The organism is Nocardiopsis metallicus (assembly GCF_014201115.1).
Taxonomy (GTDB): domain Bacteria; phylum Actinomycetota; class Actinomycetes; order Streptosporangiales; family Streptosporangiaceae; genus Nocardiopsis; species Nocardiopsis metallicus.
This window is the reverse complement of the sequence record NZ_JACHDO010000001.1, coordinates 570,068-594,461: the sequence shown is the minus strand read 5'-3', so window position 1 is coordinate 594,461 and position 24,394 is coordinate 570,068. Positions and strand designations below refer to the sequence as shown.

At 68.9% G+C, this 24,394-nt stretch carries 22 protein-coding genes and 1 pseudogene; 2 read left to right on the top strand and 21 right to left on the bottom strand.

Annotated features, from left to right (window positions below; translation table 11 throughout):
- Window positions 1-34: 34 nt before the first annotated feature.
- The 7 genes and pseudogenes from aroH to HNR07_RS35790 form a co-directional block, all read right to left on the bottom strand.
- Window positions 35-397, bottom strand: a complete 363-nt coding sequence (gene aroH, locus HNR07_RS02505) for a chorismate mutase (RefSeq protein ID WP_184361380.1) — start codon at window positions 395-397, stop codon at window positions 35-37.
- A gap of 120 nt (window positions 398-517) precedes the next feature.
- Window positions 518-2,425, bottom strand: coding sequence for a pseudouridine synthase (locus tag HNR07_RS02500; protein WP_184361378.1), 1,908 nt, complete (start codon window positions 2,423-2,425; stop codon window positions 518-520).
- Window positions 2,412-3,002 (bottom strand): SMC-Scp complex subunit ScpB, encoded by a 591-nt coding sequence (gene scpB / locus HNR07_RS02495; protein ID WP_184361375.1) that lies wholly within the window; start codon window positions 3,000-3,002, stop codon window positions 2,412-2,414. Before scpB ends, HNR07_RS02500 begins: the two co-directional genes overlap by 14 nt.
- On the bottom strand, window positions 2,999-3,853 hold the full coding sequence (locus tag HNR07_RS02490; RefSeq protein ID WP_017579886.1) for a segregation and condensation protein A: 855 nt from the start codon (window positions 3,851-3,853) through the stop codon (window positions 2,999-3,001). The genes scpB and HNR07_RS02490 overlap by 4 nt, the downstream gene beginning before the upstream one ends.
- A gap of 782 nt (window positions 3,854-4,635) precedes the next feature.
- Window positions 4,636-4,806 (bottom strand): DUF397 domain-containing protein, encoded by a 171-nt coding sequence (locus HNR07_RS02485; protein WP_184361372.1) that lies wholly within the window; start codon window positions 4,804-4,806, stop codon window positions 4,636-4,638.
- The gene (locus HNR07_RS35400) at window positions 4,796-5,290 is read right to left on the bottom strand and encodes a Scr1 family TA system antitoxin-like transcriptional regulator (protein WP_312894055.1); all 495 of its coding nucleotides are present in this window, start codon (window positions 5,288-5,290) and stop codon (window positions 4,796-4,798) included. The genes HNR07_RS02485 and HNR07_RS35400 overlap by 11 nt, the downstream gene beginning before the upstream one ends.
- A 90-nt stretch (window positions 5,291-5,380) precedes the next feature.
- Window positions 5,381-5,554, bottom strand: a pseudogene (locus tag HNR07_RS35790) (helix-turn-helix domain-containing protein); the annotation flags it as partial.
- Between the two features lie 255 nt (window positions 5,555-5,809).
- Here HNR07_RS35790 and HNR07_RS02475 point away from each other — a divergent pair.
- On the top strand, window positions 5,810-5,950 hold the full coding sequence (locus tag HNR07_RS02475; RefSeq protein WP_184361366.1) for a hypothetical protein: 141 nt from the start codon (window positions 5,810-5,812) through the stop codon (window positions 5,948-5,950).
- Between the two features lie 309 nt (window positions 5,951-6,259).
- Here HNR07_RS02475 and HNR07_RS02470 read toward each other — a convergent pair whose 3' ends face one another.
- The 9 genes from HNR07_RS02470 to uvrB all read right to left on the bottom strand — a co-directional run bounded on the left by HNR07_RS02470 (window position 6,260) and on the right by uvrB (window position 16,872).
- A complete protein-coding gene (locus HNR07_RS02470) occupies window positions 6,260-6,661 on the bottom strand; it encodes a hypothetical protein (RefSeq protein WP_184361364.1) in 402 nt (133 codons plus the stop codon).
- A complete protein-coding gene (locus tag HNR07_RS02465) occupies window positions 6,658-7,617 on the bottom strand; it encodes a ParA family protein (RefSeq protein ID WP_184361361.1) in 960 nt (319 codons plus the stop codon). The genes HNR07_RS02470 and HNR07_RS02465 overlap by 4 nt, the downstream gene beginning before the upstream one ends.
- Before the next feature lie 291 nt (window positions 7,618-7,908).
- A complete protein-coding gene (locus HNR07_RS02460; RefSeq protein ID WP_184371316.1) occupies window positions 7,909-8,925 on the bottom strand; it encodes a site-specific tyrosine recombinase XerD in 1,017 nt (338 codons plus the stop codon).
- Window positions 8,926-8,992: 67 nt separating this feature from the next.
- A complete protein-coding gene (locus HNR07_RS02455) occupies window positions 8,993-9,661 on the bottom strand; it encodes an NUDIX domain-containing protein (protein ID WP_184361358.1) in 669 nt (222 codons plus the stop codon).
- 45 nt (window positions 9,662-9,706) lie between these two features.
- Window positions 9,707-11,362 (bottom strand): CTP synthase, encoded by a 1,656-nt coding sequence (locus HNR07_RS02450; protein WP_184361355.1) that lies wholly within the window; start codon window positions 11,360-11,362, stop codon window positions 9,707-9,709.
- Between the two features lie 362 nt (window positions 11,363-11,724).
- On the bottom strand, window positions 11,725-12,648 hold the full coding sequence (locus HNR07_RS02445; protein ID WP_184361352.1) for a hydroxymethylglutaryl-CoA lyase: 924 nt from the start codon (window positions 12,646-12,648) through the stop codon (window positions 11,725-11,727).
- A 154-nt stretch (window positions 12,649-12,802) separates the two neighbouring features.
- The gene (locus tag HNR07_RS02440; RefSeq protein ID WP_017579875.1) at window positions 12,803-13,798 is read right to left on the bottom strand and encodes a GNAT family N-acetyltransferase; all 996 of its coding nucleotides are present in this window, start codon (window positions 13,796-13,798) and stop codon (window positions 12,803-12,805) included.
- Window positions 13,799-14,140: 342 nt separating this feature from the next.
- Entirely contained in the window at window positions 14,141-14,584 is a 444-nt protein-coding gene (locus HNR07_RS02435) for a DUF3060 domain-containing protein (protein ID WP_376769896.1), read from the bottom strand.
- A 194-nt stretch (window positions 14,585-14,778) separates the two neighbouring features.
- A complete protein-coding gene (gene uvrB / locus HNR07_RS02430) occupies window positions 14,779-16,872 on the bottom strand; it encodes an excinuclease ABC subunit UvrB (protein ID WP_184361349.1) in 2,094 nt (697 codons plus the stop codon).
- A gap of 139 nt (window positions 16,873-17,011) precedes the next feature.
- Between uvrB and HNR07_RS02425 the strand changes: the two genes are divergently transcribed.
- Window positions 17,012-18,139, top strand: coding sequence for a hypothetical protein (locus tag HNR07_RS02425; RefSeq protein WP_184361346.1), 1,128 nt, complete (start codon window positions 17,012-17,014; stop codon window positions 18,137-18,139).
- A 265-nt stretch (window positions 18,140-18,404) separates the two neighbouring features.
- On the opposite strand, the gene coaE is transcribed toward HNR07_RS02425, so the two are convergent.
- From coaE to arfB, 5 genes are all read right to left on the bottom strand, one after another.
- Complete coding sequence (coaE, locus tag HNR07_RS02420) at window positions 18,405-19,007, bottom strand: dephospho-CoA kinase (RefSeq protein ID WP_184361342.1); 603 nt, start codon at window positions 19,005-19,007, stop codon at window positions 18,405-18,407.
- Window positions 19,008-19,056: 49 nt separating this feature from the next.
- Complete coding sequence (locus tag HNR07_RS02415; RefSeq protein WP_184361339.1) at window positions 19,057-19,554, bottom strand: GNAT family N-acetyltransferase; 498 nt, start codon at window positions 19,552-19,554, stop codon at window positions 19,057-19,059.
- A 400-nt stretch (window positions 19,555-19,954) separates the two neighbouring features.
- The gene (gene ltrA, locus HNR07_RS02410; protein WP_184361336.1) at window positions 19,955-21,202 is read right to left on the bottom strand and encodes a group II intron reverse transcriptase/maturase; all 1,248 of its coding nucleotides are present in this window, start codon (window positions 21,200-21,202) and stop codon (window positions 19,955-19,957) included.
- A gap of 672 nt (window positions 21,203-21,874) precedes the next feature.
- Window positions 21,875-23,377: a 30S ribosomal protein S1 gene (rpsA, locus tag HNR07_RS02405; RefSeq protein ID WP_184361332.1), complete on the bottom strand. Its 1,503-nt coding sequence runs from the start codon at window positions 23,375-23,377 to the stop codon at window positions 21,875-21,877.
- A gap of 556 nt (window positions 23,378-23,933) precedes the next feature.
- Window positions 23,934-24,377 (bottom strand): alternative ribosome rescue aminoacyl-tRNA hydrolase ArfB, encoded by a 444-nt coding sequence (gene arfB / locus HNR07_RS02400; protein ID WP_184361329.1) that lies wholly within the window; start codon window positions 24,375-24,377, stop codon window positions 23,934-23,936.
- Window positions 24,378-24,394: the final 17 nt, after the last annotated feature.

Sequence of the window (24,394 nt, the reverse complement as noted above, 5' to 3'; positions counted from 1 at the left end):
GTTGATGGTATTTCCTCTTGCCGGAGGGACCTGATTACTGGGCGATGTCCAGGCGCAGCGCCTGAGCGCCCCGCAGGTAGACGTGCTGGACCTCGGAGCGGGGCCGCTCGGTCTCCACGTGCGCCATCAGCCGCACCACACGCGGCAGGGCGTGCGGGACGGCGATCTCGGTCGCGCACATCAGCGGGACGTCGGCGAAACCCACCTTGCGCGCCGCCAGCGCCGGGAACTCGCTGGTCAGGTCAGGGGTCGCGGTGAACACCACGCTGATCACGTCGTCCGTGGTGAGCCCGTTGCGCCGCATCACCTCGGCCACCAGCTCGGCCGTGGCCTCAAGCACCTGCTCGCGTTCGTCCGCGTCGACCTGCACCGCACCGCGGATGGCCCGTACCGCCACGTTCGATCCCGCCTTCAGTCCTCGTCATCCGGGCCGTCCCCCGCAGAGGAAACGAGAGACGGCGGCCGCTCCCCGTGTTCGGGGTGCGACCGCCGTCAACTGTAGCGACAGAACCCGTGGTTAGAGGCCCGCGGCCTTGTACAGCTCGCCGACCTCACGCGAGCTGAGCGCCCGCATGGTGCCCAGACGCAGGTTGTTCAGGTCGATCGGACCGACCTGGGTACGCGCCAGGTCCGCGACCGGGTGGCCCACCGCCTCCATGAGCCGACGCACGATGTGCTTGCGGCCCTCGTGCAGACGGATCTCCACCATGGCCTGGTCGGAGTCGTTGTCCACCACGCGGAAGGAGTCGACCTTGACCGGCCCGTCGTCCAGTTCGACGCCCTTCTGGATCTCGCGCACCACGCGGTGCGGCACCGGGCCGTCCACCTTCGCGACGTAGGTCTTGATGACCTTGTAGCGCGGGTGGGTGAGCCGGTTGGCGAGGTCACCGTCGTTGGTCAGCAGGATGAGACCCTCGGTCTCGGTGTCCAGCCGACCCACGTGGAAGATGCGCTCGGCGGTCTGACCGGCGTAGTCGGCCAGGGTCGGGCGGCCCTCCGGGTCCCACATGGTGCTGACCACGCCGCGCGGCTTGTTCAGCGCGAAGTACAGCTTGTCCGGGGCGGTGACCACGCGCATGTCGTCCACGCGGATCTCGGAGGCCTCGGGGTCGACCCGGGCACCGAAGCGGCGGACGATCTGGCCGTCCACGCTCACCCGGCCGGCCGCGATCATCTCCTCGCTGGCACGACGGCTGGCGACACCGGCCGCGGCCAGCGCCTTCTGCAGCCGGATGCCTCCCGGCACGTCCGTGTAGGTGTCCCGGGGGTCACCGGCGTGCCGGTCCTCGTCACGCGGGTTGTAGTCCGCGCGCAGTGCGTTGAGGCGCTCACGGGCCGCCTTGGAGAGCTGGTTCTCGCTCTTGACGTCCCGGACCGGGGCGTGGTCGCGACGGATCGGACGCTGGTCGGGGTCGCGGCCCTCGTCGCGGCGGGGACGGTCGTGGCGGTTCTGCGGACGTCCGCCACGGTTGTCGTCACGGCGCTGGTAGCCGCCACCGCTCTTGCCGCCGCCCTGCATGCGACGGCCCTGGGCGTCCCGGCGGGGACGGTCCTCACGGTTCTTGAAGTCGCCACCGTGCCGGTCGTCGCGACGGGGGCGGTCGTCACGGCCGCGGTCGTCGCGGCGCGGACGGTCATCGCGGTCGAAACGACCACCACGGCTGTCATCACGGCCCTGCGGACGACGGTCACGGTCGTCACGACGCTCGAAGGAACGGCCACCACGGTCGTCACGACCCTGGTAACCACCACCGCGCTTGTCATCACGGCCCTGGTAACCACCACGGCCCCGGTCGTCGCGACGGTCGCGGTCACCACGGTAGCCGCCGCGGTTGTCGTCACGGCGCTCGAAGGAGCGGCCACCACGGTCGTCGCGGCCCTGATAGCCACCGCGGCCACGGTCGTCACGGCGCGGACGGTCGTCACGGTCGAAACGACCACCACGGCTGTCATCACGGCCCTGGTAACCACCGCGGCCACGGTCGTCACGGCGCGGACGGTCATCGCGGTCGAAACGACCACCACGGCTGTCATCACGGCCCTGCGGACGACGGTCACGGTCATCACGACGCTCGAACGAACGGCCACCACGGTCATCACGACCCTGGTAACCACCACGGCCACGGTCGTCACGGCTCTGGTAGCCGCCACCGCGCTTGTCGTCACGCCTGTCATCGCGGCCCTGGTAACCACCACGGCCTCGGTTGTCGTCCCGGCTCTGGTAGCCGCCACGGCCACGGTCGTCGCGACCGCGGTCATCGCGTCGGGGGCGCTCGTCCCGGTCATAGCGTCCGCCACCACGGCGGTCGTCCCGGTTTCGGTCGTCGCGGGGGCCTCGGCCGCCGCGGTTGTCGTAGTCGCCGCGCTCACCGCGCGGTGCGTCGTCCCGTGCACCACGGGAACGTTCGTTATTAGGTGTGCTCACCGGTGTCGTCAAGACCTTCGATGTCGTCGGGGAGGAACGGCGCCAGATCAGGCAGTTCGTCCAGGCCTCGCAGGCCCAGCCGTTCCAGGAAATAGGAAGTGGTCCGATACAGCAGCGCACCGGACTCGGGATCGTGTCCGGCCTCTTCGATCAGGCCCCTCAGTACGAGGGTACGCATAACCCCGTCGCAGTTGACCCCGCGTACTGCGGAGACCCTGCCACGTGAGACCGGCTGGCGGTAGGCGACGACGGCCATCGTCTCCAGTGCGGCCTGGGTGAGCCGCACTTCCTGCCCTTCCTTGAGGAAGTGCTCGACGATGTCGGCGCACTCGGGCCGCGTGTACACACGCCACCCGTCGGCTACCGCACGTAGGTCGAAACCACGGCCCTGTTCGGTGTATTCCCGGGAGAGCTCCTCCAGGGTGCGGGTGACCAGGTCCAGCGGGACGTCCATGGCACGGGCCAGGTCGTACTCGGAGACCGGCTGGTCCACCACCATCAGCACTGCTTCCAGATCGCGGCGCAGGGTGGGCGGCGCGGAGACATCACCCACACCGGCGGTGTGCTCTGCGGTCATGACTGTTCCCCCGTGGTGCTCTCGGCGGCGGGTCCCGCCTCTTCGTCGTATTCGGACTCCAGCTCGACGTCCGCGTCGCCGCCGGTCCAGGTGACGGTGAGTTCGCCCAGCGGTTCGGGCTGGTCGAAGCCGACGTTCGAGGCGCGGTACAGCTCCAGCAGGGCGAGGAACCGGGCGACGACCTCGAAGGTACCGGTGCACTCGACCGTCAGCTGCGCGAACGTCAGCTGTCCCGCCTCACGTAGTTCGGCAGCCATCAGCTCACCTTGTTCCTTCACCGACGTCTTGGTGAGGTGGATGTGGGTGACCGAGACGCTCGGCGGTTCCTTGGGGGTGAACACCATCCCGGCCAGGGCGGCGAACTCCTGCGGGCCGAGCTTGAAGAACACGTCCGGGCGCATCCCCGCGAACTGTTCTTCCAGGGGGACGGCTCGCGCGTACCGGCGCCCCTGGGCGGCCAGCCGTTCGCGCATGAACGAGGCGACCTCCTTGTAGGCCCGGTACTGGAGTAGCCGGGCGAACAGCAGGTCGCGGGCTTCGAGCAGGGCGAGGTCGGCCTCGTCCTCGACGTCGCCGCGCGGGAGGAGCCGGGCGGCCTTGAGGTCGAGGAGGGTTGCCGCGACCAGCAGGAAGTTACTGGCCTGGTCCAGGTCCCAGTCGTCGCCGAACGTGCGGATGTGCGCGATGAACTCGTCGGTGACCTTCGACAGCGATACCTCGGTGATGTCCAGCTTGTGCTTGGAGATCAGCCCGAGGAGTAGGTCGAAGGGCCCCTCGAAGTTGTCCAGGTGTACCTGGAAACCAACGTCTTCGCTGGTGGAGGTGGCTTCCTCGGAGGACTCGGCACTCATCCACCCAGCTTCCCAGCTTGATGACCCCGATGGGTAATCACGACATGAGGCCCCGACGTGGTCCGGATACTGCTGGCGAATCCAGGTGGAGGCCGGGCTGGGGCCCCGTTCCCCGCCGCTCGATGGTGGCCGTCTCCGCTGCGCGCCTCAAGGCAGTCGCGTCGAGGGCTTCGCCCGGAGGGCGCTCCACCTTGACCCGCTTCGCTACGACGGCAGTGGGCGGCTACCGGGAAACGGGGGAGAAGTGGTCGGGGCGGCAGACGGGCACCAAAGGGGCCCAACGGCAACGGCAACAGCAACGGCCAACTGCGCGGCCTCCGGCCGGAGCCCTCCACACCCCGGAGCCCAACGCCTGGAGGTGTCGCGGCCGGTCAAGGCGGGCGACGGAAAAGCGGCAGCGAAGGCGGCAGTCTCCCCAGCCCCGCGCGGATCGGGCTGCGTGTCGCGGCCGGTCACACGCCCCGACGAACAACGACAGCGACAGCGAAGACACCGCTCCCCCGGACTGGCGAGCACCCCCACCCGGCCCGGTGGACAGACCGATCGAAGCGCCACCCCGGCCGGGTTTCGGCCCCTCCTTTCAGCGTGATCTTGCTACCAGAGGCGAAATCGGCGCCGAACTTGCTCCTGGTAGCAAGATCACCGAGGATCTGACGGTTACGGAAGCAACGGACACGCGTCAGCCCGGGTTTCGGACACCTTCACCCACTCCAAGCCCCCGGACCCCCACCCGGATTCGCCAGCAGCATCTGGTCCGCGTCGGGGACCTCACGTGTCGAGTCTCAGCGCTCCGCGTGGAGAAGGGCGCGCCAATCGCCAGCGGGAAACGACAGCGTCGCCGTGTCCCGGTTTTGGGTGTCTCGGACGTCCGCACCGCTGGTTGTCAGCCTCGCTTCGACACACTCACCGCCGTTGATCGAGTAGGGGGACTTCTTCCAAGCTTCACCAAGCATCTTCAGCAGCTTCCTTCAAGACACGGAGGGACTCGCTCAGCGGACGCGCGTACCCCCGAGCCGCGCGAGCAAGGTCGCGGAACCGCGTCAGGTCAGAGGGTTCACTGAAAACCACGGTACCGCGCACGTGATCGCTGGTCGCGACTTCCTTCTCGTCACGCAGGCGGTACACCTGAAACGGAGATGTCACCCCGACCAGCACTCCGGGAACCAAATGGACCCGCGCACGTCCTTCCTGCGACAACTTCAGCAGGTGCCCTGCTTGATCAGCACGCACCGAATCGGGGGCGCAGGCTAAGGCTGATTCCGGGAAGATCGCCGACACCCTCAACGCATCCCGAAGCAGCGACAACCGCACCCTCACGAGATCATCAATGATGTTCAGCGGATCATTAGGTCGGCCTTCGGCGATAGCGAATCGAGCATACGACTCGCATTGCAGGATCCCCGGCACCAATACCGGGGTGACGATCTCTACCGACACGGCGCGCTTGAGAAGTTCACTGTCAGATCGGAGCCATGCAGGAAGACCGTTCGCTGACGTGTAATCTATCCACAATGTCACGAGGGAGCCCCGAGCGTCGTATAGATTGTCGAGTTCCCGAATTGTGTCGAGCGTCGGAGTTGTCCGACCCGCTTCCCAGTTCGCCACGGACGACTTGCCAAAACCCAACGGAGACGCGACCTCCTGCTGGGTCTTACCAGAGAGGCTTCGGAGTCGCTTCAACTCTGAGGGGAGTTCAGTCATAAATCAAAGCATGATACTGAACTCAGAGCCCCGGACAGTATCGCGTCGGATAGTTCATTGATAATTCCCTTGAGGCTGGGTAGTACCGAACCTGGTCACATGAGCGATCGAACGGTAATGAACGCCAGTGGACCCGCAATCACCCGACAAATCAACCCCATGCAACTCCTCTCCGACGCTTTCGGGTAGCGGCGCATCCTCCGCTACCCCGAAGGCCACAACCTGATCGTCAACGACCCCTACCTCCGGCAGAAGGTGGAAATCTCCTGGAGCGGGCGGGGCTACCGGTGGACCTCTCCCGGCGGCGACCTCTGTTCCGGGGACCCGGGGCACGTGGCGGACGTCGTGCACCGGATCATCCGTCAGTACGCGGGGATCTACCTGGAGGACCGCTGATGGTCATCGACAGCCGCGAGGTCCTCATGCAGACCCACCGGGAGATGTACTTCAGCACCGGAGAGGCCGCCAGGGTCCTCGAACTCAGCACCAGCACCGTCAAGCGGTTGGAGAGCACCGGGCGGCTCCCCTCCCTGAAGAACCACAACGGGTGGCGGTTCCTCAACGCCGGGGATGTCTACGACATACTCGGCAAGCTCGGGGCAGACACAGGACAGAAGGGTGTCACCGGCCCGGATCAGCCGGTGACACCCCCAATCCTTCTTCCCCGTGTTCCGTCCGCTCCCCCAGCGGTCGGGTCCGGGGCTTTCAGTCCTCGCTCAACCGGCGCACCAGCATGCTGCTCTCGCCGTGCTCCTCGAAGTCGGCAAGGAGTACAGCGACGGCCTCCCGAACGAGGCGGCCGCGGTCGGCCGAGAGCCCGTGCTCCGCTCGCAGCGAGAGCCGGGTCTGTTCCAGGGCCAGCAGCTCGGGCCCGGAGACGTAGACGGTGATCTTCTCGTCGTGGCGCTGACGCCCGCTCGGCTTGGGCGCGCGGCGCACCTTGGCCCTGGAGCGGCCGTTCGACTTGCGCGCGGGCCGTTCCGACGAGGTCTCGGCCGTGCTCTTTCGGTCCTGTTCCGGTACCTGGTACTGGCGCTCGGTCTCGACCGGCTCCTCCTCGGAGCCGGAAGGGCGGAAGAACAGCTCGTCCGCCCCGGGTAGCGTCACTCGTCGTGACCGCTGAGAGGCCACCTCGCCAGCACCTCCTTGGCCAGGGACCGGTAGGCGTTGGCCCCGGCCGAGGACGAGTCGAACCTGGTGATCGGCTCACCCGCCACAGTGGCGTCCGGAAAGCGCACGGTGCGGTTGATGACCGTGCCGTACACCTTGTCGCCGAACCCGTCCACGATCGTGGACAGCACCTCGCGGGCGTGCAGGGTGCGCGGGTCGTACATCGTGCCGAGGAACCCGTCGATGACCAGGTCCTCGTTGAGGCGCTCCTGCACCTTCTGGATGGTGTCCATCAGCAGCGCCACACCGCGCAGCGCGAAGAACTCGCACTCCAGCGGCACGATGACCCCGTCCGCGGCGGTCAGCGCGTTGACGGTCAGCAGACCGAGCGAGGGCTGGCAGTCGATGAGGATGACGTCGTAGTCGTTGATGACCGGGCGCAGCGCGCGTCCGAGCATCTGCTCACGGGCCACCTCGCCGACCAGCTGCACCTCGGCGGCTGACAGGTCGATGTTGCTCGGGATCAGGTCCAGACCCTCGATGTCCGTCTTGAGCAGGACGTCCTCCACCGTCACGTCCCGCTGCATGAGCAGGTTGTAGACGGTCAGGTCCAGCTCGCGCGGGTCCAGGCGGCCCAGTCCCACGGACAGCGCGCCCTGCGGGTCGAAGTCGACCAGCAGCACCCGTCTGCCGTACTCGGCGATGGCGGCGCCGAGGTTGATGGTGGTGGTGGTCTTACCGACCCCACCCTTCTGGTTACAGAGTGCTACAATCCGTGCCGGACCGTGTTCGTCGAGCGGCGTCGGCTCCGGATATGTACGCACGGGTCTCTTGGTGTGCAGATCCGCCCCCGTGTTACGTGTCGTCCCCCACGGGTTGTTCACCGGATCGGCGAGGTCCCCCTCGCCAACGGGTGCGGTGTTCGCCGCCTCGTCGTTCTCCGACCAGTTCACAACCCTTGACCTCCCCTACGGACCGGCCACGGCCCGATGGGACTCTTGACGTCTCCCACGACTGGCCGCCGTCGGAAACTCAATATGTCGACAGCAACGTACCTCTGTGCGGCGACTCTAGAACGACGACACGACGCACTTCAACATGATCCGACGAGGATTCCCCCGTCTGCACAACCGGGAGGAACCGCTCGCACGTACCCGTCCTTCTCGTAGGAGAAGGGTACACATGACGCACGTCGGACTCACCCCGAACGCTCCACGGCTTCTCCCACCAGCAGGGCCCTCGCGTCACACCGGAGCGCCTCCGCCACCCGAACGCCGCGCCCTGGGATGGCTGGAGGCGTACACCTCACGCAGCATCTCCACCGTCACCAGCGTGTAGACCTGCGTGGTAGTCACCGAACTGTGCCCCAGCAGCTCCTGCACGATGCGGATGTCCGCCCCGCCGTCGAGCAGGTGGGTGGCGAAGGAGTGCCGCAGGGTGTGCGGGGAGATGCCCTCCACCCCGGCCCGCCCCGCCACCGCCGAAAGCAGCGCCCAACCGCCCTGACGGGTCAGCCGGCCGCCGCGCGCGTTCAGGAACAGCGCCGGTCCGCCGCCCCGTCCGGAAGAGGCCAGTACCGGCCGCACCCGGGTCAGGTAGGCGCCCAGGGCGCGGCGCGCGTAGGAGCCCAGCGGAACCAGGCGCTCCTTGCCTCCCTTGCCGCGGAACCGCACCAGCCCGACCGCACCCTGATCGTCCACGGCGTCCACCGCGTCCGCGACGTCGTCCACGTCCAGACCCACCGCCTCGGACACCCGCGCCCCAGTGCCGTAGAGCACCTCCAGCAGGGCGCGGTCGCGCTGGGCCAGCAGGTCGGCACGGGCGGCCGAGGCCGGAGCCCGCGCCGGGCCCGCCGCCTCCAGCAGCCGCTCCACCGTCTCCAGTGGGATCGCCTTGGGCAGGCGCATCGGCGGCGCCGGAGCGGTCACCGCGGCGGCCGGATCCTCGGTGGTCCACCCCTCGCGCACCGCGAACCGGTGCAGACCGCGCACGGCCGCCAGGGTGCGCCCGGCCGAGGAGGCACTCAGCGGGACGTGGTCCTCGTCCCCGTCGCGCAGGGCGCCCAGGAACGCGCCGACGTGCCCGGAGGTCACTCCGGACAGGTCAGCGACCCCCTGGTCGTCCAGGTAGGAGAGGTAGCGTCCCAGGTCACGGCGGTAGGCCAGCAGGGTGTTGTCGGCCAGGGCGCGCTCGACGCTCAGGTGGTCCAGGAAGGCGGAGCCCACCTGCCCCAACGGCCCGGTGCCCAGGGCGCTCTCCAGCGGTCCCGTCCGCAGCGGGTCCGCGTCCACCGATTCCGTTTCCAGCGGTTCTGCCTCCACCGGCGGCTCAGTCGTCCGAGGCCGCGGGCAGGGAGGCGAAGCCGTCCTGGGACGCCGCGTGCGCGGCCAGGATCCCGATGACCGTCGCCCCGTTGTGCAGGCGCCCCTCCAGGACCGCGCGCACCGCCTCGGGAAGCGGCAGCCACTCCGCCGCCAGGTCGGTCTCCTCGTGCTCGCGCACGAAGTCGATCTCCTCGGCGGGCACCTCGCTCAGGTCCCGGGCCAGGAACACGTGGATGCGTTCGTTGGAGAAACCGGTGCTGGGGAAGAAGTCCGGGAGTTTGTGCCAGGTGGCGGCGCGCAGCGAGGACTCCTCCACCAGCTCGCGCCGGGCGGTGGCCAGCGGCCCCTCGCCCTCACCGTCGATCAGCCCGGCGGGCAGCTCCCACAGCGTGTGCCGGGTGGGGTGGCGGTACTGGCGCTGCACTAGCACCCGCCCCTGGTCGTCCAGGGCAACGATCGCCGCGGCGCCCGGATGGTCCATGTAGTCGCGGGCGGCCACGGTCCGGCCGTCACCGTTGGCACCGGGCATCTCCACCCAGTCCGTGCGCATCCCGCACTTGGCGCCCCGGTAGCGCTCCTCGGAGCGCTCCACGGGCCACGACTCGGGGGCGTCCGCGACCTTCGCGGACGCCCCCGTCGTCTCTTCGATGACCGGGCGGGTGTGGTCGGCCATGCGGCCCCTCTCAGGCTCGGGCCCCACCCGCCGGATCGTTCCCCGTTAGGAGACCTCCCGTGAGGAGGTCTTGTGCTCCAGCGAGGCGGAGATCAGGCCGCGGAAGAGCGGGTTCGCGTTGGTCGGGCGGGAGCGCAGCTCCGGGTGCGCCTGCGTCGCGATGAAGAACGGGTGCACGTCCCGGGGCAGTTCCACGTACTCCACCAGCTTGCCATCAGGGGAGAGTCCGGAGAACACCAGGCCCGCCTCCTCCAGCTTGGGCCGGTAGGCGTTGTTGACCTCGAACCGGTGGCGGTGGCGCTCGGAGACCTGCTCGGCGCCGTCGTACAGCTCACGGGCCAGGGTGCCCTCGCCCAGGTCAGCCGGGTACAGGCCCAGCCGCATGGTGCCGCCCATGTCGCGGTCGCCCGCGACGACGTCCTCCTGGTCGGCCATGGTCGCGATGACCGCGTCCACCGCCTTGTCGTCGAACTCCAGGCTGTTGGCGCCCTCCAGGCCGAGCACGTTGCGCGCGTACTCGATGACCAGGCCCTGAAGGCCGAGGCAGATGCCCAGCAGCGGAACGCCGTTCTCCCGGGCGTAGCGGATCGCGCCGAGCTTGCCCTCGATACCGCGCACACCGAAGCCGCCCGGGATCAGGACGCCGTCGGCGCCGTCCAGCTCGGCCGCCGCACCCGAGGGGCTGGCGCAGTTGTCACTGGCCACCCAGCGGATGTTGACGCGGGTGTTGGTGGCGAAGCCGCCGGCGCGCAGGGCCTCACTGACCGACAGGTAGGCGTCGGGCAGGTCGATGTACTTGCCGACCAAGGCGATGGTGACCTCGTGGTCGGGCTGGTGCACGCGGCGCAGCAGCTCGTCCCACTCGGTCCAGTCCACGTCCCGGAAGGGCATGCCCAGGCGGCGGACGACGTAGGCGTCCAGGCCCTCGCGGTGCAGGACCTTGGGGATGTCGTAGATGGAGGGGGCGTCGGGGGTGGAGACCACGCCCGCCTCGTCCACGTCGCACATGAGGCTGATCTTGGACTTCAGGCTCTGCGTGACGGGACGGTCCGCGCGGCACACGATGGCGTCGGGCTGGATGCCGATGCTGCGCAGGGCGGCGACCGAGTGCTGGGTCGGCTTGGTCTTCATCTCGCCGGACGGGCCCAGGAAGGGGATGAGCGAGACGTGCAGGAAGAAGCAGTTCTCCCGGCCGATCTCGTGCCGGATCTGGCGGACCGCCTCGAGGAAGGGCTGCGACTCGATGTCGCCGACCGTGCCGCCGATCTCGGTGATGACGATGTCGACGTCCATCGCGTCCATCGCGTAGATGCGCGACTTGATCTCGTTGGTGATGTGCGGGATGACCTGCACGGTGTCACCGAGGTAGGCGCCCTGGCGCTCCTTGGCGATCACGCTGGAGTAGACCTGGCCGGTGGTGACGTTGGCCGAGGCGGAGAGCTCGACGTCGAGGAAGCGCTCGTAGTGACCCACGTCCAGGTCGGTCTCGGCGCCGTCGTCGGTCACGAAGACCTCACCGTGCTGGAACGGGTTCATCGTCCCGGGATCCACGTTGAGGTAGGGGTCCAGCTTCTGCATGGTGACCCGCAGGCCGCGCGACTTCAGGAGTCGACCCAGGCTGGAGGCGGTCAGGCCCTTGCCAAGACTGGAGGCGACGCCGCCAGTAACGAAAAGGTGCTTGGTACTCGCGGCGGATGCCAAAGTGTTGCTCCCGTGGGTTGAGTGGCTACGGCGGGCTCGGGCGAGCTGAGCGGCCGTGCGGTGGTCCGGTTCCGAGCGGCGGCGATGCCGCTCCGGTACGCCGGACTCCACGGGGCACCAGGATAACAGGCCCCCCGTTCGCCCACACCAGGGAACGCCCGGCACCCCTGCCGTGTTCCCCACCCCGACCTGCGCGATTGCCGTGAAACGCTGGCGTTACGGCGTTCGCCGCCCCGGGCGCGCCGACCCGGGTGGCGAAGGCAACACCCGTGACGGCACGGCCCCGGGCCGCCCGCGGAGTCGCCCGGAGCCCGCGAGTGTGAGCAACGCCCGCCCCTGGAGCGGTAGGCGCTCCCCCGGCCTCAGGCGGGGAAGGCCCCGGCGCGGCCAAGGTAGGCGGGCGGGGCCTTGGCCAGCCGCTCCCCCATCCAGTCGCCCAGCGCGGCCGCCCCGGACAGGCTCACCCCGGTGCGCAGACCACTGCGGTGCAGCATGTACAGCAGGTCCTCGGTGGCGATGTTGCCGGTGGCGGCCGGGGCGAACGGGCAGCCGCCGAAACCGCCCAGGCTGGAGTCCAGGACCCGAATCCCCTCCTCAACCGCCGCGAGCGCGTTCGCGTAACCGGTGTTGCGGGTGTTGTGGAAGTGACAGCGCAGGGTCCGCCCGCCCGCCACCTCGGCGCTGCGGCGCAACAGGTCCCGCACCTGCGCCGGGACGCCCACCCCGATCGTGTCGGCCAGGGCGATCTCCACCGCTCCGGTGTCCGCGATCCGCCGCACGACCTCCACCACGCGGCCCGGATCGACCTCACCGTCGAACGGACAGCCGAAGGCGGTGGAGACGGTGACGCTCAACGGCACCCCGGTGCCCTCCAGGGCCCGGTCCATGTCGGCCAGGGAGTCCAGCATCTCGTCGACCGTGCAGCCCTGGTTGCGCGTACAGAAGCCGTCGGTGGCCGGTACCGCCACGTTGACCTCGGACACCCCGGCCGCCAGCGCCCGGTCCAGGCCGCGCCGGTTCAGCGCCAGCCCGATGAAGGACACCCCGGGCACGCGCTCGACCCCGGCCATGACCTCCTCGGCCCCGGCCATCTGCGGCACCCGTTTGGGGTTGACGAAACTGACCGCCTCGATCCGCCGCACCCCGGCGGCCACCGCCCGGCCGATCAGCTCGATGCGGTCCTCGACCGACAACACGGTGGCCTCGTTCTGGAGGCCGTCGCGCGGACCCACCTCCACGATCTCCACGTGCTCGGCGCCCTCGGGCCCACGATCGTCCCCGGCCATCGACTCCACCTCTCGCCGCGCTGCGCTTGCGCGCCCAGGCTAACCAGCCGGCAAGGTGATCCCCGTCACCGGGTGGCACTCACCCGGGGGTACACGCCAGCCCCGGTGGCCACCGGGGCACCACGAACACCCCCGGAAGGGGCTCAGACGGACGTCAGCGCAGTGCGAGGGCGGGACGGACCTCCCAGGTCGTCCAGACCGGGCGGTAGCCCATGCGGTGCCAGAACGGCCCCGAGAGGGGGTTCATCGCGGCGTAGTTGAGTACGGACACACCCACCCCGTGACTGTCCAGCGCCTGGTGGGCCTGGCTGACCAGAGCCGTGCCGATGCCGTGGCCGCGTTCGGCCGCGGAGACCACCCCGTAGCCGATGTGCGCGATCGGGCGCGCCTTGACCAGGGACTTCGCCCAGCGGGAGCGTTCGGGCGGGGACACCCACAGCAGGCCCACGGCCCGGCCGCGACGTTCGGCCAGCCAGATCCACGAACGCGAACGGTTGAGCGCGCGGGCGGCGACCTTACGGGTCTGCTCGGCGGTGTCGGGTTGCAGGAAAACCCCGCCGAAGTGCTGTTCGTAGCGGTGCTCCTCCATCAGCAGTCCGACCACCTGGGTCAGATCGCTGATGTCGGCCAGCCGGATGGCGACGTCGCGCGGCGGCAGCGAGGGCGGAACCCCGCGGCGGCGCTGGCGGGCGGCGAGCACGGTGTAGGGCTGCAGGCCGTGGCGTTGCAGCGGGATGATCCCGGCGACGTCGCGGGCGGGCCAGCTCACCAGGGCGGCCGATTCCGAGCCGGTGCCGGTGGGCAGGTCCTCGAGCTGGTCGCGCCAGCTGGTCAGCAGGGAGTCCAGGGCGCGGGCGGGTTCGGGGCCGCCGACGATGGGGGTGAGCCAGTGCTGGTCGGGCACGCCCCAGATCCGGCCGACCTCGCCCGGCTGGTACCAGGTGTAGTGCATGCTGCCCGCGGCGACGGTTCGACCGTCCTCGTCGCTGACGGTCAGCAGCGGGTAGGAGTTGGGCGCGAACCCCACGGGTTCGGGAAGCAGGGGGTCCGACTCCGCCCAGCGCTGGGCGGCGGAACGCACCAACGGGTCGAGTCCGACGTCGCCTCCGGGCGACTCGTCGTGTCGCACCCGCGCGACATAACCGCTCATCCACCCCTCCCCTAGCGGGTCCTTCGTCAAGCGCACGTCCCCGGCCCTGCAGGGCCGTCGCGGACGCGGTCGCGTCGCGGTGCCCCGCCCTGCCGTCGTGCCGTCTTCCGAACGAAACCGGTGCGGCGGGACGGAATCGACCGTACCCCCTCGAAGCGGTACGGGTGACCGAAAAGCTGGAGAAGGGGAGTCCACGGAACCTTCCCCGGCCAACCCGGTGCCGCGCACACCCGGGTGCGGGTGCGAACGGACGCGCACCACGGTAACGGATCGAAGGTCACTCTCGGGTGGCGGGGCGGTCAAACCGCCGCTACGGCCCACCGCCGCGGCAGGGGGCGAACCTCAGTACTGGGCGCTGCCGCCCTCGCTGACCGTGGTATTGCGCCCCTGGTTGACCACCTCGGGGTCGCCGGAGGCGAAGGAGACCTGGTTGTCCACGCCCACCAGCACGATCTTGTCGGCGGCGCCCACCTCCACCACGGAGTTGCGCCCGGTGGCCTTCACCAGTCCGCAAGGACCGTCCAGCACCACGACGGCGTCGTCGGCCGAGACCACCACCTTGCGGTTGGCGCAGTCCTCGTGCACCTGAGTGCCGTTGTCGACCACCAGGATCACCTCGTCGTTGACCACGTTGTCCTCGGCGGCGTCGGCGCCCGACTCCTCGCCTCGCGACCCCTGGCCCAGGTCAGAGCCGGGTTCGACCTCCTCGGGCCGCCTCGGCCCGGATCCGCTCCGCAGCCGGCCACCAAGAGACCCGACAGCACCACAGCACCCACGCTGCCCCACACCCGACCGACCATGGACTCCCCCACGCCAGAAAAAGACAAAAGCGACATACGGCCTACGCAAAGCACAAGAGTATGTCACGCGAAGATAACTTCGCGACCTGGGCGTGTTGTGATCGTTCCTATTTCGATACCAAGGGAGGTGTGGCTCCGGAGGCCGCGAAGCCGCGAACACCGCACCGGCGGGCACTGCGCTCACTGAACCCCAGCGTCGTCCATCCCTCGGAGCTCGCGCTTCAACTCGCCGATCTCGTCCCGCAGCCGGGCCGCCAGCTCGAACTGCAGGTCGGTCGCGGCCTGGTGCATCTGCGCGCTCAACTGCTCGATGAGCCCGGCCAGCTCCGCCCGAGGCATGTTCGCCACGTCCGCGCGCTCACCCAACGCCGGAACCGGGGCCTTCGCCGACTTACCGCCCTGGCGGTACCCCGTCGACATCAGCTCCTCGGTGTCGATGTCCTCCCGGTTCAGGGTGTCCAGGATGTCCGCGATCTGCTTGCGCAACGGCGTCGGGTCGATCCCGTGCTCGGCGTTGTACGCCAGCTGCTTGTCCCGGCGCCGGGTGGTCTCGTCGATGGCCGCCCGCATCGAGTCCGTGACGTTGTCCGCGTACATGTGCACCTGGCCGTCGACGTTACGCGCCGCACGCCCGATCGTCTGGATCAGCGAGGTCTCCGAACGCAGGAAACCCTCCTTGTCCGCGTCCAGGATCGCCACCAACGACACCTCCGGCAGGTCCAGGCCCTCACGCAGCAGGTTGATGCCCACCAGCACGTCGAACTCGCCCACGCGCAGCTCGCGCAGCAGCTCCACCCGGCGCAGCGTGTCCACCTCGCTGTGCAGGTACCGCACCCGGATGCCCAGCTCCGCGAAGTAGTCCGTGAGGTCCTCGGCCATCTTCTTGGTCAGCGTGGTCACCAGCACCCGCTCCGAGCGCTCCGCACGCTCCCGGATCTCGTGCACCAGGTCGTCGATCTGCCCGTCGGTCGGCTTGACCACCACCTGCGGGTCCACCAGTCCGGTCGGCCGGATGACCTGCTCCACCACGTCTCCGCCGCTCTGCCGAAGCTCGTACTTGCCGGGCGTGGCCGACAGGTACACCGACTGCCCGATCCGCTTGGTGAACTCCTCCCACTTCAGCGGCCGGTTGTCCATCGCCGACGGCAACCGGAAGCCGTGGTCCACCAGGGTCCGCTTACGCGCCGCGTCACCCTCGTACATCGCGCCGATCTGCGGCACCGTCACGTGCGACTCGTCCAGGACCAGCAGGAAGTCCTCAGGGAAGTAGTCCAACAGCGTGTTGGGCGCGCTGCCCGGCTCACGGTCGTCGAAGTGCCGCGAGTAGTTCTCGATCCCCGAGCACGTCCCCAGCTGGCGCATCATCTCCAGATCATGGGTCGTGCGCATCCGCAGCCGCTGCGCCTCCAGCAGCTTGCCCTGCCCCTCCAGCTCGGACAGCCGCTCGCCCAGCTCCGCCTCGATCGTGCCGATCGCCCGCTCCGTGCGCTCCTCACCGGCCACGTAGTGCGAGGCCGGGAAGATGAACATCTCCCGGCTCTCCCCCAGCACCTCGCCGGTGAGCGGGTGCAGCGTCAGCAGCCGCTCGACCTCGTCACCGAACATCTCGATGCGGATCGCCAGCTCCTCGTACACCGGGATGATCTCGATCGTGTCCCCGCGCACCCGGAACGTCCCCCGCGTGAACGCCATGTCGTTACGCGTGTACTGCATCTCCACCAGACGGCGCAGCAGATCGTCCCGGTCCACCTCCATGCCCACCGAGAGCTGGGCCATCCGGTCCACGTACTCCTGCGGGGTGCCCAGACCGTAGATGCACGAGACCGACGCCACCACGATCGTGTCCCGCCGCGTCAGCAGCGAGTTGGTCGCCGAGTGCCGCAGCCGCTCGACCTCGTCGTTGATGGACGAGTCCTTCTCGATGTAGGTGTCACTCTGCGGGACGTACGCCTCGGGCTGGTAGTAGTCGTAGTAGGAGACGAAGTACTCGACCGCGTTGTTCGGCAGCATCTGCCGCAGCTCGTTGGCGAACTGCGCCGCCAGGGTCTTGTTCGGCTGCATCACCAGCGTGGGCCGCTGCAACTGCTCCACGGTCCACGCCACCGTCGCCGTCTTGCCGGTACCCGTGGCGCCCAGCAGCACGGTGTGCTCGTCGCCCGCGCGCACCCGATGGGTGATCTCCCTGATCGCACTCGGCTGGTCCCCCGCCGGGGTCATCTCCGAGACGACCTCGAAGGGCGCCTCACTGCGCTTGATGTCACTGACCGGTCGCACTAGTTCTCCCCATCGCCCGCATGTCCCCTCACCCCAACGCTACCGACCGCCTACGACATCCCGGTGCGGACGAACCCTACCGAGTTACCATCGAGGGGAGCGCCCGGAAACCCTGTGCCCCACGAGTGAGGTGCACGCCGTGTCCCACCCCTGCCGTCCCACCTTCGACCCGGTCCTACCCGCACGGACCATCGAACGCCTCAGCGCCCGCCCCGACCGCCTCATACCGCAGGCCAAAGGGCCGCCGGGCCGCCCCACCTGGCGTGAGAGCGCTCTCGCGCTCAGCCTCGGATGCACCACCGCCGCCGCCCTCGCCCTCCTGGTCAACCCGCTCGTCCTGCCACTGAGCATCCTCCTGTGCCTGGGCACGACCGCCTTCGTCCTCGGCCTGGTCGCCTACCGCAACGGCACCACCGACGACTGGGCCGACCTGGTCATGCACAGCTTCTGGGCGCTGCCCCTCTCCGTCGTCGGCGTCCTCGGCGCCCAGGTCGCCCTCGACCAGGTCCTGGGACCGCTCGGAACCGTCCTGCCCGGCGACCCCTCGCTGGCCGCCCTCTACCTCACCTCCGCCGTCGTCGGCGGCGGGGCCATCATGCGCCCGGGCATGGCCGCCCGCCTGTCCGCGGAGAACCACGACAGGTACGTCCTGCCCGAGGACTTCGGCCGCCCCTCCAGCTACGCCACCCGCCGCGAGGAACCCGAAGCGCACCTGTTCGCCCGCCTCCAACAGGCCACCGACCGCGTCGAGGAGGGCCGCCGCGTCCTGGGCGACTCATTCGACGCCACCCACACCCTGCCCCTGCTCAAGGAGGAGGAGTGGCGCTTGGCCAAGGAACTCCTACGTCTGCGCACCCTGCGCCGCGAACTCCTCCAACGCCGCAAGAACGCCGTCTCCGACCAGGTCACCCAGGCCCTGGCGCCCCAGAACGAGGCCGTCACCCGCGCGCACAAGGCCATCTCCGCCCGGGTCGACGCCCTGGCCGCCTACGGTGAGCGCGTCCACGCCGCCGTCACCGCCCACCGCGAGTGGGAACAGTGCCAGGAGATCGCCGACCGCGCCGGAGACTACGCCGACCTCGCCCTGAATTCGGGCCAGGACCCGGTCCGCACCGACGAACTCGACTCCAGCCTGCTGAGCGTCCAGGCCGCGCACACCGTCCGCGAGGAACTCGTCCAGGAGGCAGTGGCCGCGGGCAGCTCCCTGTCCGACGCCCTGCGTTCCGGGCCCCGGGGCCAGCAGCAGGACGAGAGCCCCGACACCTAGGCCCGAACCTTGACCGGTTACCGAACCGTCACCGAACGAAAGCGGAACCAACACCGGGGTTGCGTCGTCCCACCGTACGTCCCCTTCCGCCCGCCGGATCGGTCGTGCGCACCTTGTCCTCCAGTCCCCGGGCGACCTTCAACCCCAAGCTCTCCGCCAGAGTCATCCGACGCCACAGATCAGCACCCTCTGTATCCACCGTGATCTTGCTACCAGAAGCGAAATCGCCGAACTCGCTCCTGGTAGCAGGATCATCCTTGAACTGCTAACCGGCGCGCTCCAGGAGTTCGCGCCACAGCTCGGCGACGCGTTCGGCGAGTTCCTCGCGGGTGCCGGAGTTGTCCACCACAAGGTCGGCCGAGGCCAGTCGGGTCGCACGGTCGGCCTGGGCTTCGATACGGGCCCGCACCTGCTCGCGCGGCATCCCCCGGTCCCGGGAGACGCGTTCCACGCGAACGTCGTCGGGGGTGTCCACCACGACCACGACGTCGTAGAGCGACTCCAGTCCGTTCTCCACCAGCAGCGGCACGTCGTAGACGACTACCTTGGCGTCGGAGGCCAGCGCCTTCTCCATGAGCTGGCCGCTGCGCTCGGCCACGCGGGGGTGGACGATGGCGTTGAGGCTGGCCAGCCGGTTCTCGTCGGCGAAGACGATCTCCCCGAGCCTGGGCCGGTCCAGCCGCCCATCGGCGGTCAGTACCCCCTCGCCGAACTCGGCGACGACCTCCGCCAGCCCCGGGGTGCCGGGCTCGACGACCTCCCGGGCGATGACGTCGGCGTCGATCACCACCGCGCCGTAGGAGGACAGCGCGGAGGACACCGCGCTCTTACCCGAACCGATCCCGCCGGTGAGTCCCACTTTCAGCATGGCCAAACCCTAGAGCCCAGGGCCGGACAGCGTCACGCCGACCCCGCGGTCACCTGCCCGAACTCGCCACCCGCTCCAACTCCTTGCGCATGTGCACCATCACCAGGTGGTCGGCGACCCGCTCCCGGTGGGTCTCGGCATAGCCCAGCGCCCGGTACAGGCGCTGGTTCTCCGGGCTCTGCGCCCCGGTGAACAGGGTCAGCGCGGTCAGGTCGGGCCTGCGTTCGCGCAGATCCCGCTCCACCCGGGTCAGCAGCGCCCGGGCGATCCCGCGCCTGCGCTGGTCCGGGGCGACCACGAGGCGGCCGACCACCCCGGTGGTCTCGGTGGTCCCGGCCCGCACCGCCCCGACCAGGCGGTGCCCGGCCACGACCTTGAGCACCAGGGCCGCCTCGTCGGCGAGCAGTCCCTCGATCCGGGACAGCCCTTCGGTGAGCGGCAGGATGAACGGGTCTCCGTAGGCCTGGGCCTCGTCGACGTAGGCGGCACGCTGCAGGGTGAAGATCTCACCGGCGTCATCCGGGGTGGCCGGGTAGATGTCGAACACGTCGTCTCCTCAAACGGCCCCCGCCCGGGGCCGACCGGAAACCAGCCTAGACGTACTGGGCACTGAGGCTGGGTGCGGTCTGTTCCTGGGTTTCGCTGACGGCCCATCCGTTGCTTGCGCACCTCATCCCCGTTGATCTTGCTACCAGGAGCAAGTTCGGCGCCTTGGGGTCAAGTGGTTGTTGCAATGAGGGTCTGGTTGAGGACTTCGGACGGGGAAGCGAAACCCGGCCTGAGGGTACAGCGGGAGGAGCTCAGTACCGCAGCGCCAGGGTCCGCTCCGCTGGCCCCTTCCCCCTGCTCCAGCCTCCGGGCTCCGGTTCCGGAATCGGGTAGGAGGGCCGGGTCGCCCGGCCCTCCCCCCACACCACCGGACATGCGGGCCCGCATCCGGCGGTTCGTCAAACTGATCTCAACCGCTGCCAGGTCGGCTTGAGCATCCGCAGACCAAAGCCCTCCCAGTAGGAGTTGGGCAGCGCCTGCTGAAGGACGACCGAGCCACCGATCCGCCAGTACCCCTTGCTGCTGATCACCCAGTCCCGGGCCACACGATCCGAGATACCGAGCGAGCGCAACATCCGGCGGCGGGTCCTGGCCCGCTTCCATTCCTTCCAACGGACCTGCCGCATCCTGCGGCGGAGCCATTCATCCAACCCCTGGAACACCCTGGGGGTGTCCGCGAGCCGGAAGTAACCCATCCACCCGACGATGAACCGGTTCAACCGGCCGATGCGATACTCCATCGCAACCGACCACCGGCGCGAGGTCAGCTCCCGGATCCGCACCTTCCAGCGCCTGAGCGCCTTGGGATCGACCCGGATACGCACCCCGGCCCGGGTGAAGTAGAAACCGAACCCCAGCAACGTCGCGACGGATGCCGGAACCACCTTCGACTTCTCCCGGTTCACCTTCAGCTTCAACCGCTGCTCGACCACGACCGTGATCGAGTCGAGCACCCTGTGAGCGGCCCGCCTGCTACGCGTGAAGACACGGATGTCATCGGCGTAGCGCACGAACCGGTGACCGCGACGCCACAGCTCCCGATCCAGGTCGTCGAGCATGATGTTGGACAGGACCGGCGAAAGCGGAGACCCCTGCGGGGTCCCCTGCGCGCTCGGCATCTTGACCCCGTCCGCCATGATCCCGGCTTCCAGAAAGGACCGGATCAGTCGCAGCACCCTGCGGTCGTCAACCCTGCGCGCCACCCGGGCCATCAACACATCGTGCTGGACCCGGTCGAAGAACCGGTCCAGGTCGATGTCCACGACCCATCGGTGGCCGTCCTCAATAGCCCGCCGCGCGACCCGCACCGCCTGATGGGCGGACCGGCCGGGACGGAACCCGAACGAAGACCCGGAGAACTCCGGGTCGAAGATCGGGGTGAGGACCTGCGCGATGGCCTGCTGGATCAAACGGTCCAGCACCGTGGGAACACCCAGCATCCGCTCGCCGCCCCCGGGCTTGGGGATCATCACCCGGCGGACCGGCGAGGGCCGGTATCTCCCCGCGTCGAGTTCTTCCCGAACGCCCTCCCAGTGCTCGCGCAGCCATCCCCGCAGATCAGCGGTAGTGACTCCATCCACACCCGGGGCACCCCGGTTGGTCTCGACCCGTTCGAGCGCCGCGGCCAGGTTCGCGCTGGACAGCATTCGCTGCCACAGATCCCCCTGGCCGTGGTGGACATCGTCTCCAGGCCGCGCCGACAGGTCACTACGCTCTACGGCGGTACTCAACGGAAATGCACCGTCCCCTCCCACCGCAGGCCCGCCTTCGGCGGGGTGGCTGCGATCTGTGTGACCAGCACGAGCGGCACCGGTTCCTCTGTCCCATTTGACGTTCGGCCCTTCCCAGCCCACGAGCGATCCCGGCTGGTACTACGACCTCTGCTGACTTCTGCCCGGTCAGCCGCTCCCTTGCGGTCGCGGCCGTCGGCGCGGCGACATACTCAGCACAACCGACACCCGGACAGACCTCCCCAGGTAAGAACAGCTACTTTCCCCCTACGCCTGCCGCATCTACACCCCGGCCGTCTTGGCAGTGACGGGCTTCGCCATCCATGGCTGGCTCACCCCGACCGGACTGCCTTGTATGCGGTTCGTGTTCCTCAGTGCAGGGTTTCGCCTCGGGCTTCCTCCCGACCCCACCTCGCGGTGACGCCGTTGCCTCCGGCTCAGAGTTAGCACTGCCGCTTCCTCTAGAGGACTTCCACCTCCAAGCAACTGCCCATGCTGGGCACACCACGGCGAAGGGCCGCCCCCACGTGGTGGGGACGGCCCTTCGGCAAACCGTCACTCGGGCCGGAGCCCGGCGATGAGACCTTTTTAGGCCTCGCCGCCCGCGAGCTTCTCGCGGAGGGCGGCCAGCGCCTCGTCAGAGGCGAGCGCGCCGCTGGTGGAGTCGGAGCTGGACGACGAACCGCCGGTGCTCTGCGCGGCACCACCGGTGTAGTCCTCCTCTTCCTCCTCCGGGGCGGGAGCGTTGGCGGCGTCGGCCTCGGCCGCGAGCGCCTCCTCAACCTGCTTGCGGTGAGCCTCGAAGCGAGCCTGCGCCTCGGCGTAGCTGCGCTCCCACTCGTCGCGCTGGGCCTCGAAGCCCTCGAGCCACTCGCCGCTGTCCGCGTCGAAGCCCTCGGGGTACTTGTAGTTGCCCTGCTCGTCGTAGTCCGCGGCCATGCCGTACAGGGTGGGGTCGAAGTCCACCTGGTCGGGCGAGACGCTCTCGTTGGCCTGCTTCAGCGAGAGGCTGATGCGACGGCGGTCGAGGTCGATGTCGATGATCTTGACGAAGATCTCGGTGCCGACCTGGACGACCTGCTCCGGCACCTCGACGTGGCGCTCGGCCAGCTCGGAGATGTGGACCAGACCCTCGATGCCCTCTTCGACGCGCACGAACGCACCGAACGGAACCAGCTTGGTGACCTTGCCGGGAACGACCTGGCCGATCTGGTGGGTCCGGGCGAACTGCTGCCACGGGTCTTCCTGGGTCGCCTTGAGCGACAGGGAGACGCGCTCGCGCTCCATGTCCACGTCGAGAACCTCGACGGTGACCTCCTGGCCGACCTCGACAACCTCGCTCGGGTGGTCGATGTGCTTCCAGGACAGCTCGGAGACGTGCACCAGACCGTCGACGCCACCCAGGTCCACGAAGGCACCGAAGTTGACGATCGAGGAGACGACGCCCTTGCGGATCTGACCCTTCTGGAGGGTGTTGAGGAACGTCTGGCGAACCTCGGACTGGGTCTGCTCCAGCCAGGCGCGACGGGACAGGACCACGTTGTTGCGGTTCTTGTCCAGCTCGATGATCTTCGCTTCGAGCTCGCGGCCGACGTAGGGCTGCAGGTCGCGGACGCGACGCATCTCGACGAGCGACGCGGGCAGGAAGCCGCGCAGGCCGATGTCGAGGATGAGGCCGCCCTTGACGACCTCGATGACGGTGCCGGTGACGACGCCGTCCTCTTCCTTGATCTTCTCGATCGTGCCCCAGGCCCGCTCGTACTGAGCGCGCTTCTTGGACAGGATAAGACGGCCTTCCTTGTCCTCCTTCTGGAGAACGAGGGCTTCGACCTGGTCGCCGACAGCAACGACCTCACCGGGGTCGACGTCGTGCTTGATCGACAGTTCCCGGGAGGGGATCACACCCTCGGTCTTGTAGCCGATGTCGAGCAAGACCTCGTCTCGATCGACCTTCACGATGGTGCCCTCGACAATGTCACCGTCGTTGAAGTACTTGATGGTCTCGTCGATCGCCGCGAGGAAGGCTTCCTCGGACCCGATGTCGTTGACCGCTACCTGGGGTGTCGAGGTGGCCTCGGTGCTGCTCGTCATTTGTGGGTGGACTCCGGATACGGACAGGTTCAGAAAATGGGCACGTTGCAGGTTCGAGCCCGTCGATCCGCCGTCCAGAAGTAAGAAGCGAGGGTCACATTACGGAACGAGCCGTCCGTGACCGCCAGCCGCCGGGTCCAGATTTGGAGACCGAAGCGGTGCAACCCTCCTGCCCCCTACTGAGACAGCGGACGCCCGCACGAACCCACAACACTGACGCCAGAATATGAGACAAGGGCGTCCTGGTCAATCGGAACCCCGGACCGCCAACCCGACGAAGGCCGTATCGAGCGCAATTTACCGGAGCCCGGCGGCGAAGATCAACTGGGTGCCCGCCCATGTCCGACAGGGCAAGCAGCGCCCCGCACCCCGCCCCGGGAGACCGGTCGGACACGTCCGGAAAAAATCACCAAGACGCCCCCCGAACGTCACCTGAGGGCGGCTCCACAGCCATCCGGGAGCCGCCCGAGCGCCACCAGGACACGCCCGGAGCCGACTCGGAGCGCACACAGAGCCCACCGGGACTCGACCGGGGCAGCCCCGGGACCGCCGGCCGTCAGTCCATCGGCGGACGCGAGCGCGCCTTCTTCACGTCGCCGCGGCGGCGCTTGGCCTCCAGCCGACGACGCTTCGCCGACCTGCTCGGCCGCGTCTTGCGGCGCTCCGGCGGCGGGGGCGCGATCGCCTCCGCCAGGATCGCCGCCAGCCGCTCCCGCGCCTCGACCCGGTTGCGGACCTGGGACCGGTGGGTCTGCGCCGACACCGTCAACACCCCGTCCACCAGCCGCCCCTCCAGCCGCTCCAGGGCGCGCGCACGCCGCGTGGCGCCCAGCGCCCGGCACGAGGCCACGTCCAACGACAGCGACACGCGGGTGTCCGACGTGTTCACGTGCTGCCCGCCCGGCCCCGAGGACCGGGAGAACCGCCACGTCAACGCGTCGGCGGGAACGGTCACGGGTCCCACGGCCAGACCTTTCGTGGTCTCTTCCTGCCCCGCCACCGTCCCCACCTCCGAAT

Excerpts from the sequence above, each read along its gene's own strand:
- scpB (WP_184361375.1), bottom strand. The coding sequence starts at position 3,002 with ATGACCGCAGAGCACACCGCCGGTGTGGGTGATGTCTCCGCGCCGCCC.
- HNR07_RS02490 (WP_017579886.1), bottom strand. The coding sequence starts at position 3,853 with ATGAGTGCCGAGTCCTCCGAGGAAGCCACCTCCACCAGCGAAGACGTT.
- HNR07_RS02485 (WP_184361372.1), bottom strand. The coding sequence starts at position 4,806 with ATGCTTGGTGAAGCTTGGAAGAAGTCCCCCTACTCGATCAACGGCGGT.
- HNR07_RS02455 (WP_184361358.1), bottom strand. The coding sequence starts at position 9,661 with ATGGCCGACCACACCCGCCCGGTCATCGAAGAGACGACGGGGGCGTCC.
- HNR07_RS02445 (WP_184361352.1), bottom strand. The coding sequence starts at position 12,648 with ATGGCCGGGGACGATCGTGGGCCCGAGGGCGCCGAGCACGTGGAGATC.
- HNR07_RS02440 (WP_017579875.1), bottom strand. The coding sequence starts at position 13,798 with ATGAGCGGTTATGTCGCGCGGGTGCGACACGACGAGTCGCCCGGAGGC.
- coaE (WP_184361342.1), bottom strand. The coding sequence starts at position 19,007 with ATGCTGAAAGTGGGACTCACCGGCGGGATCGGTTCGGGTAAGAGCGCG.
- ltrA (WP_184361336.1), bottom strand. The coding sequence starts at position 21,202 with ATGCTGTCCAGCGCGAACCTGGCCGCGGCGCTCGAACGGGTCGAGACC.
- rpsA (WP_184361332.1), bottom strand. The coding sequence starts at position 23,377 with ATGACGAGCAGCACCGAGGCCACCTCGACACCCCAGGTAGCGGTCAAC.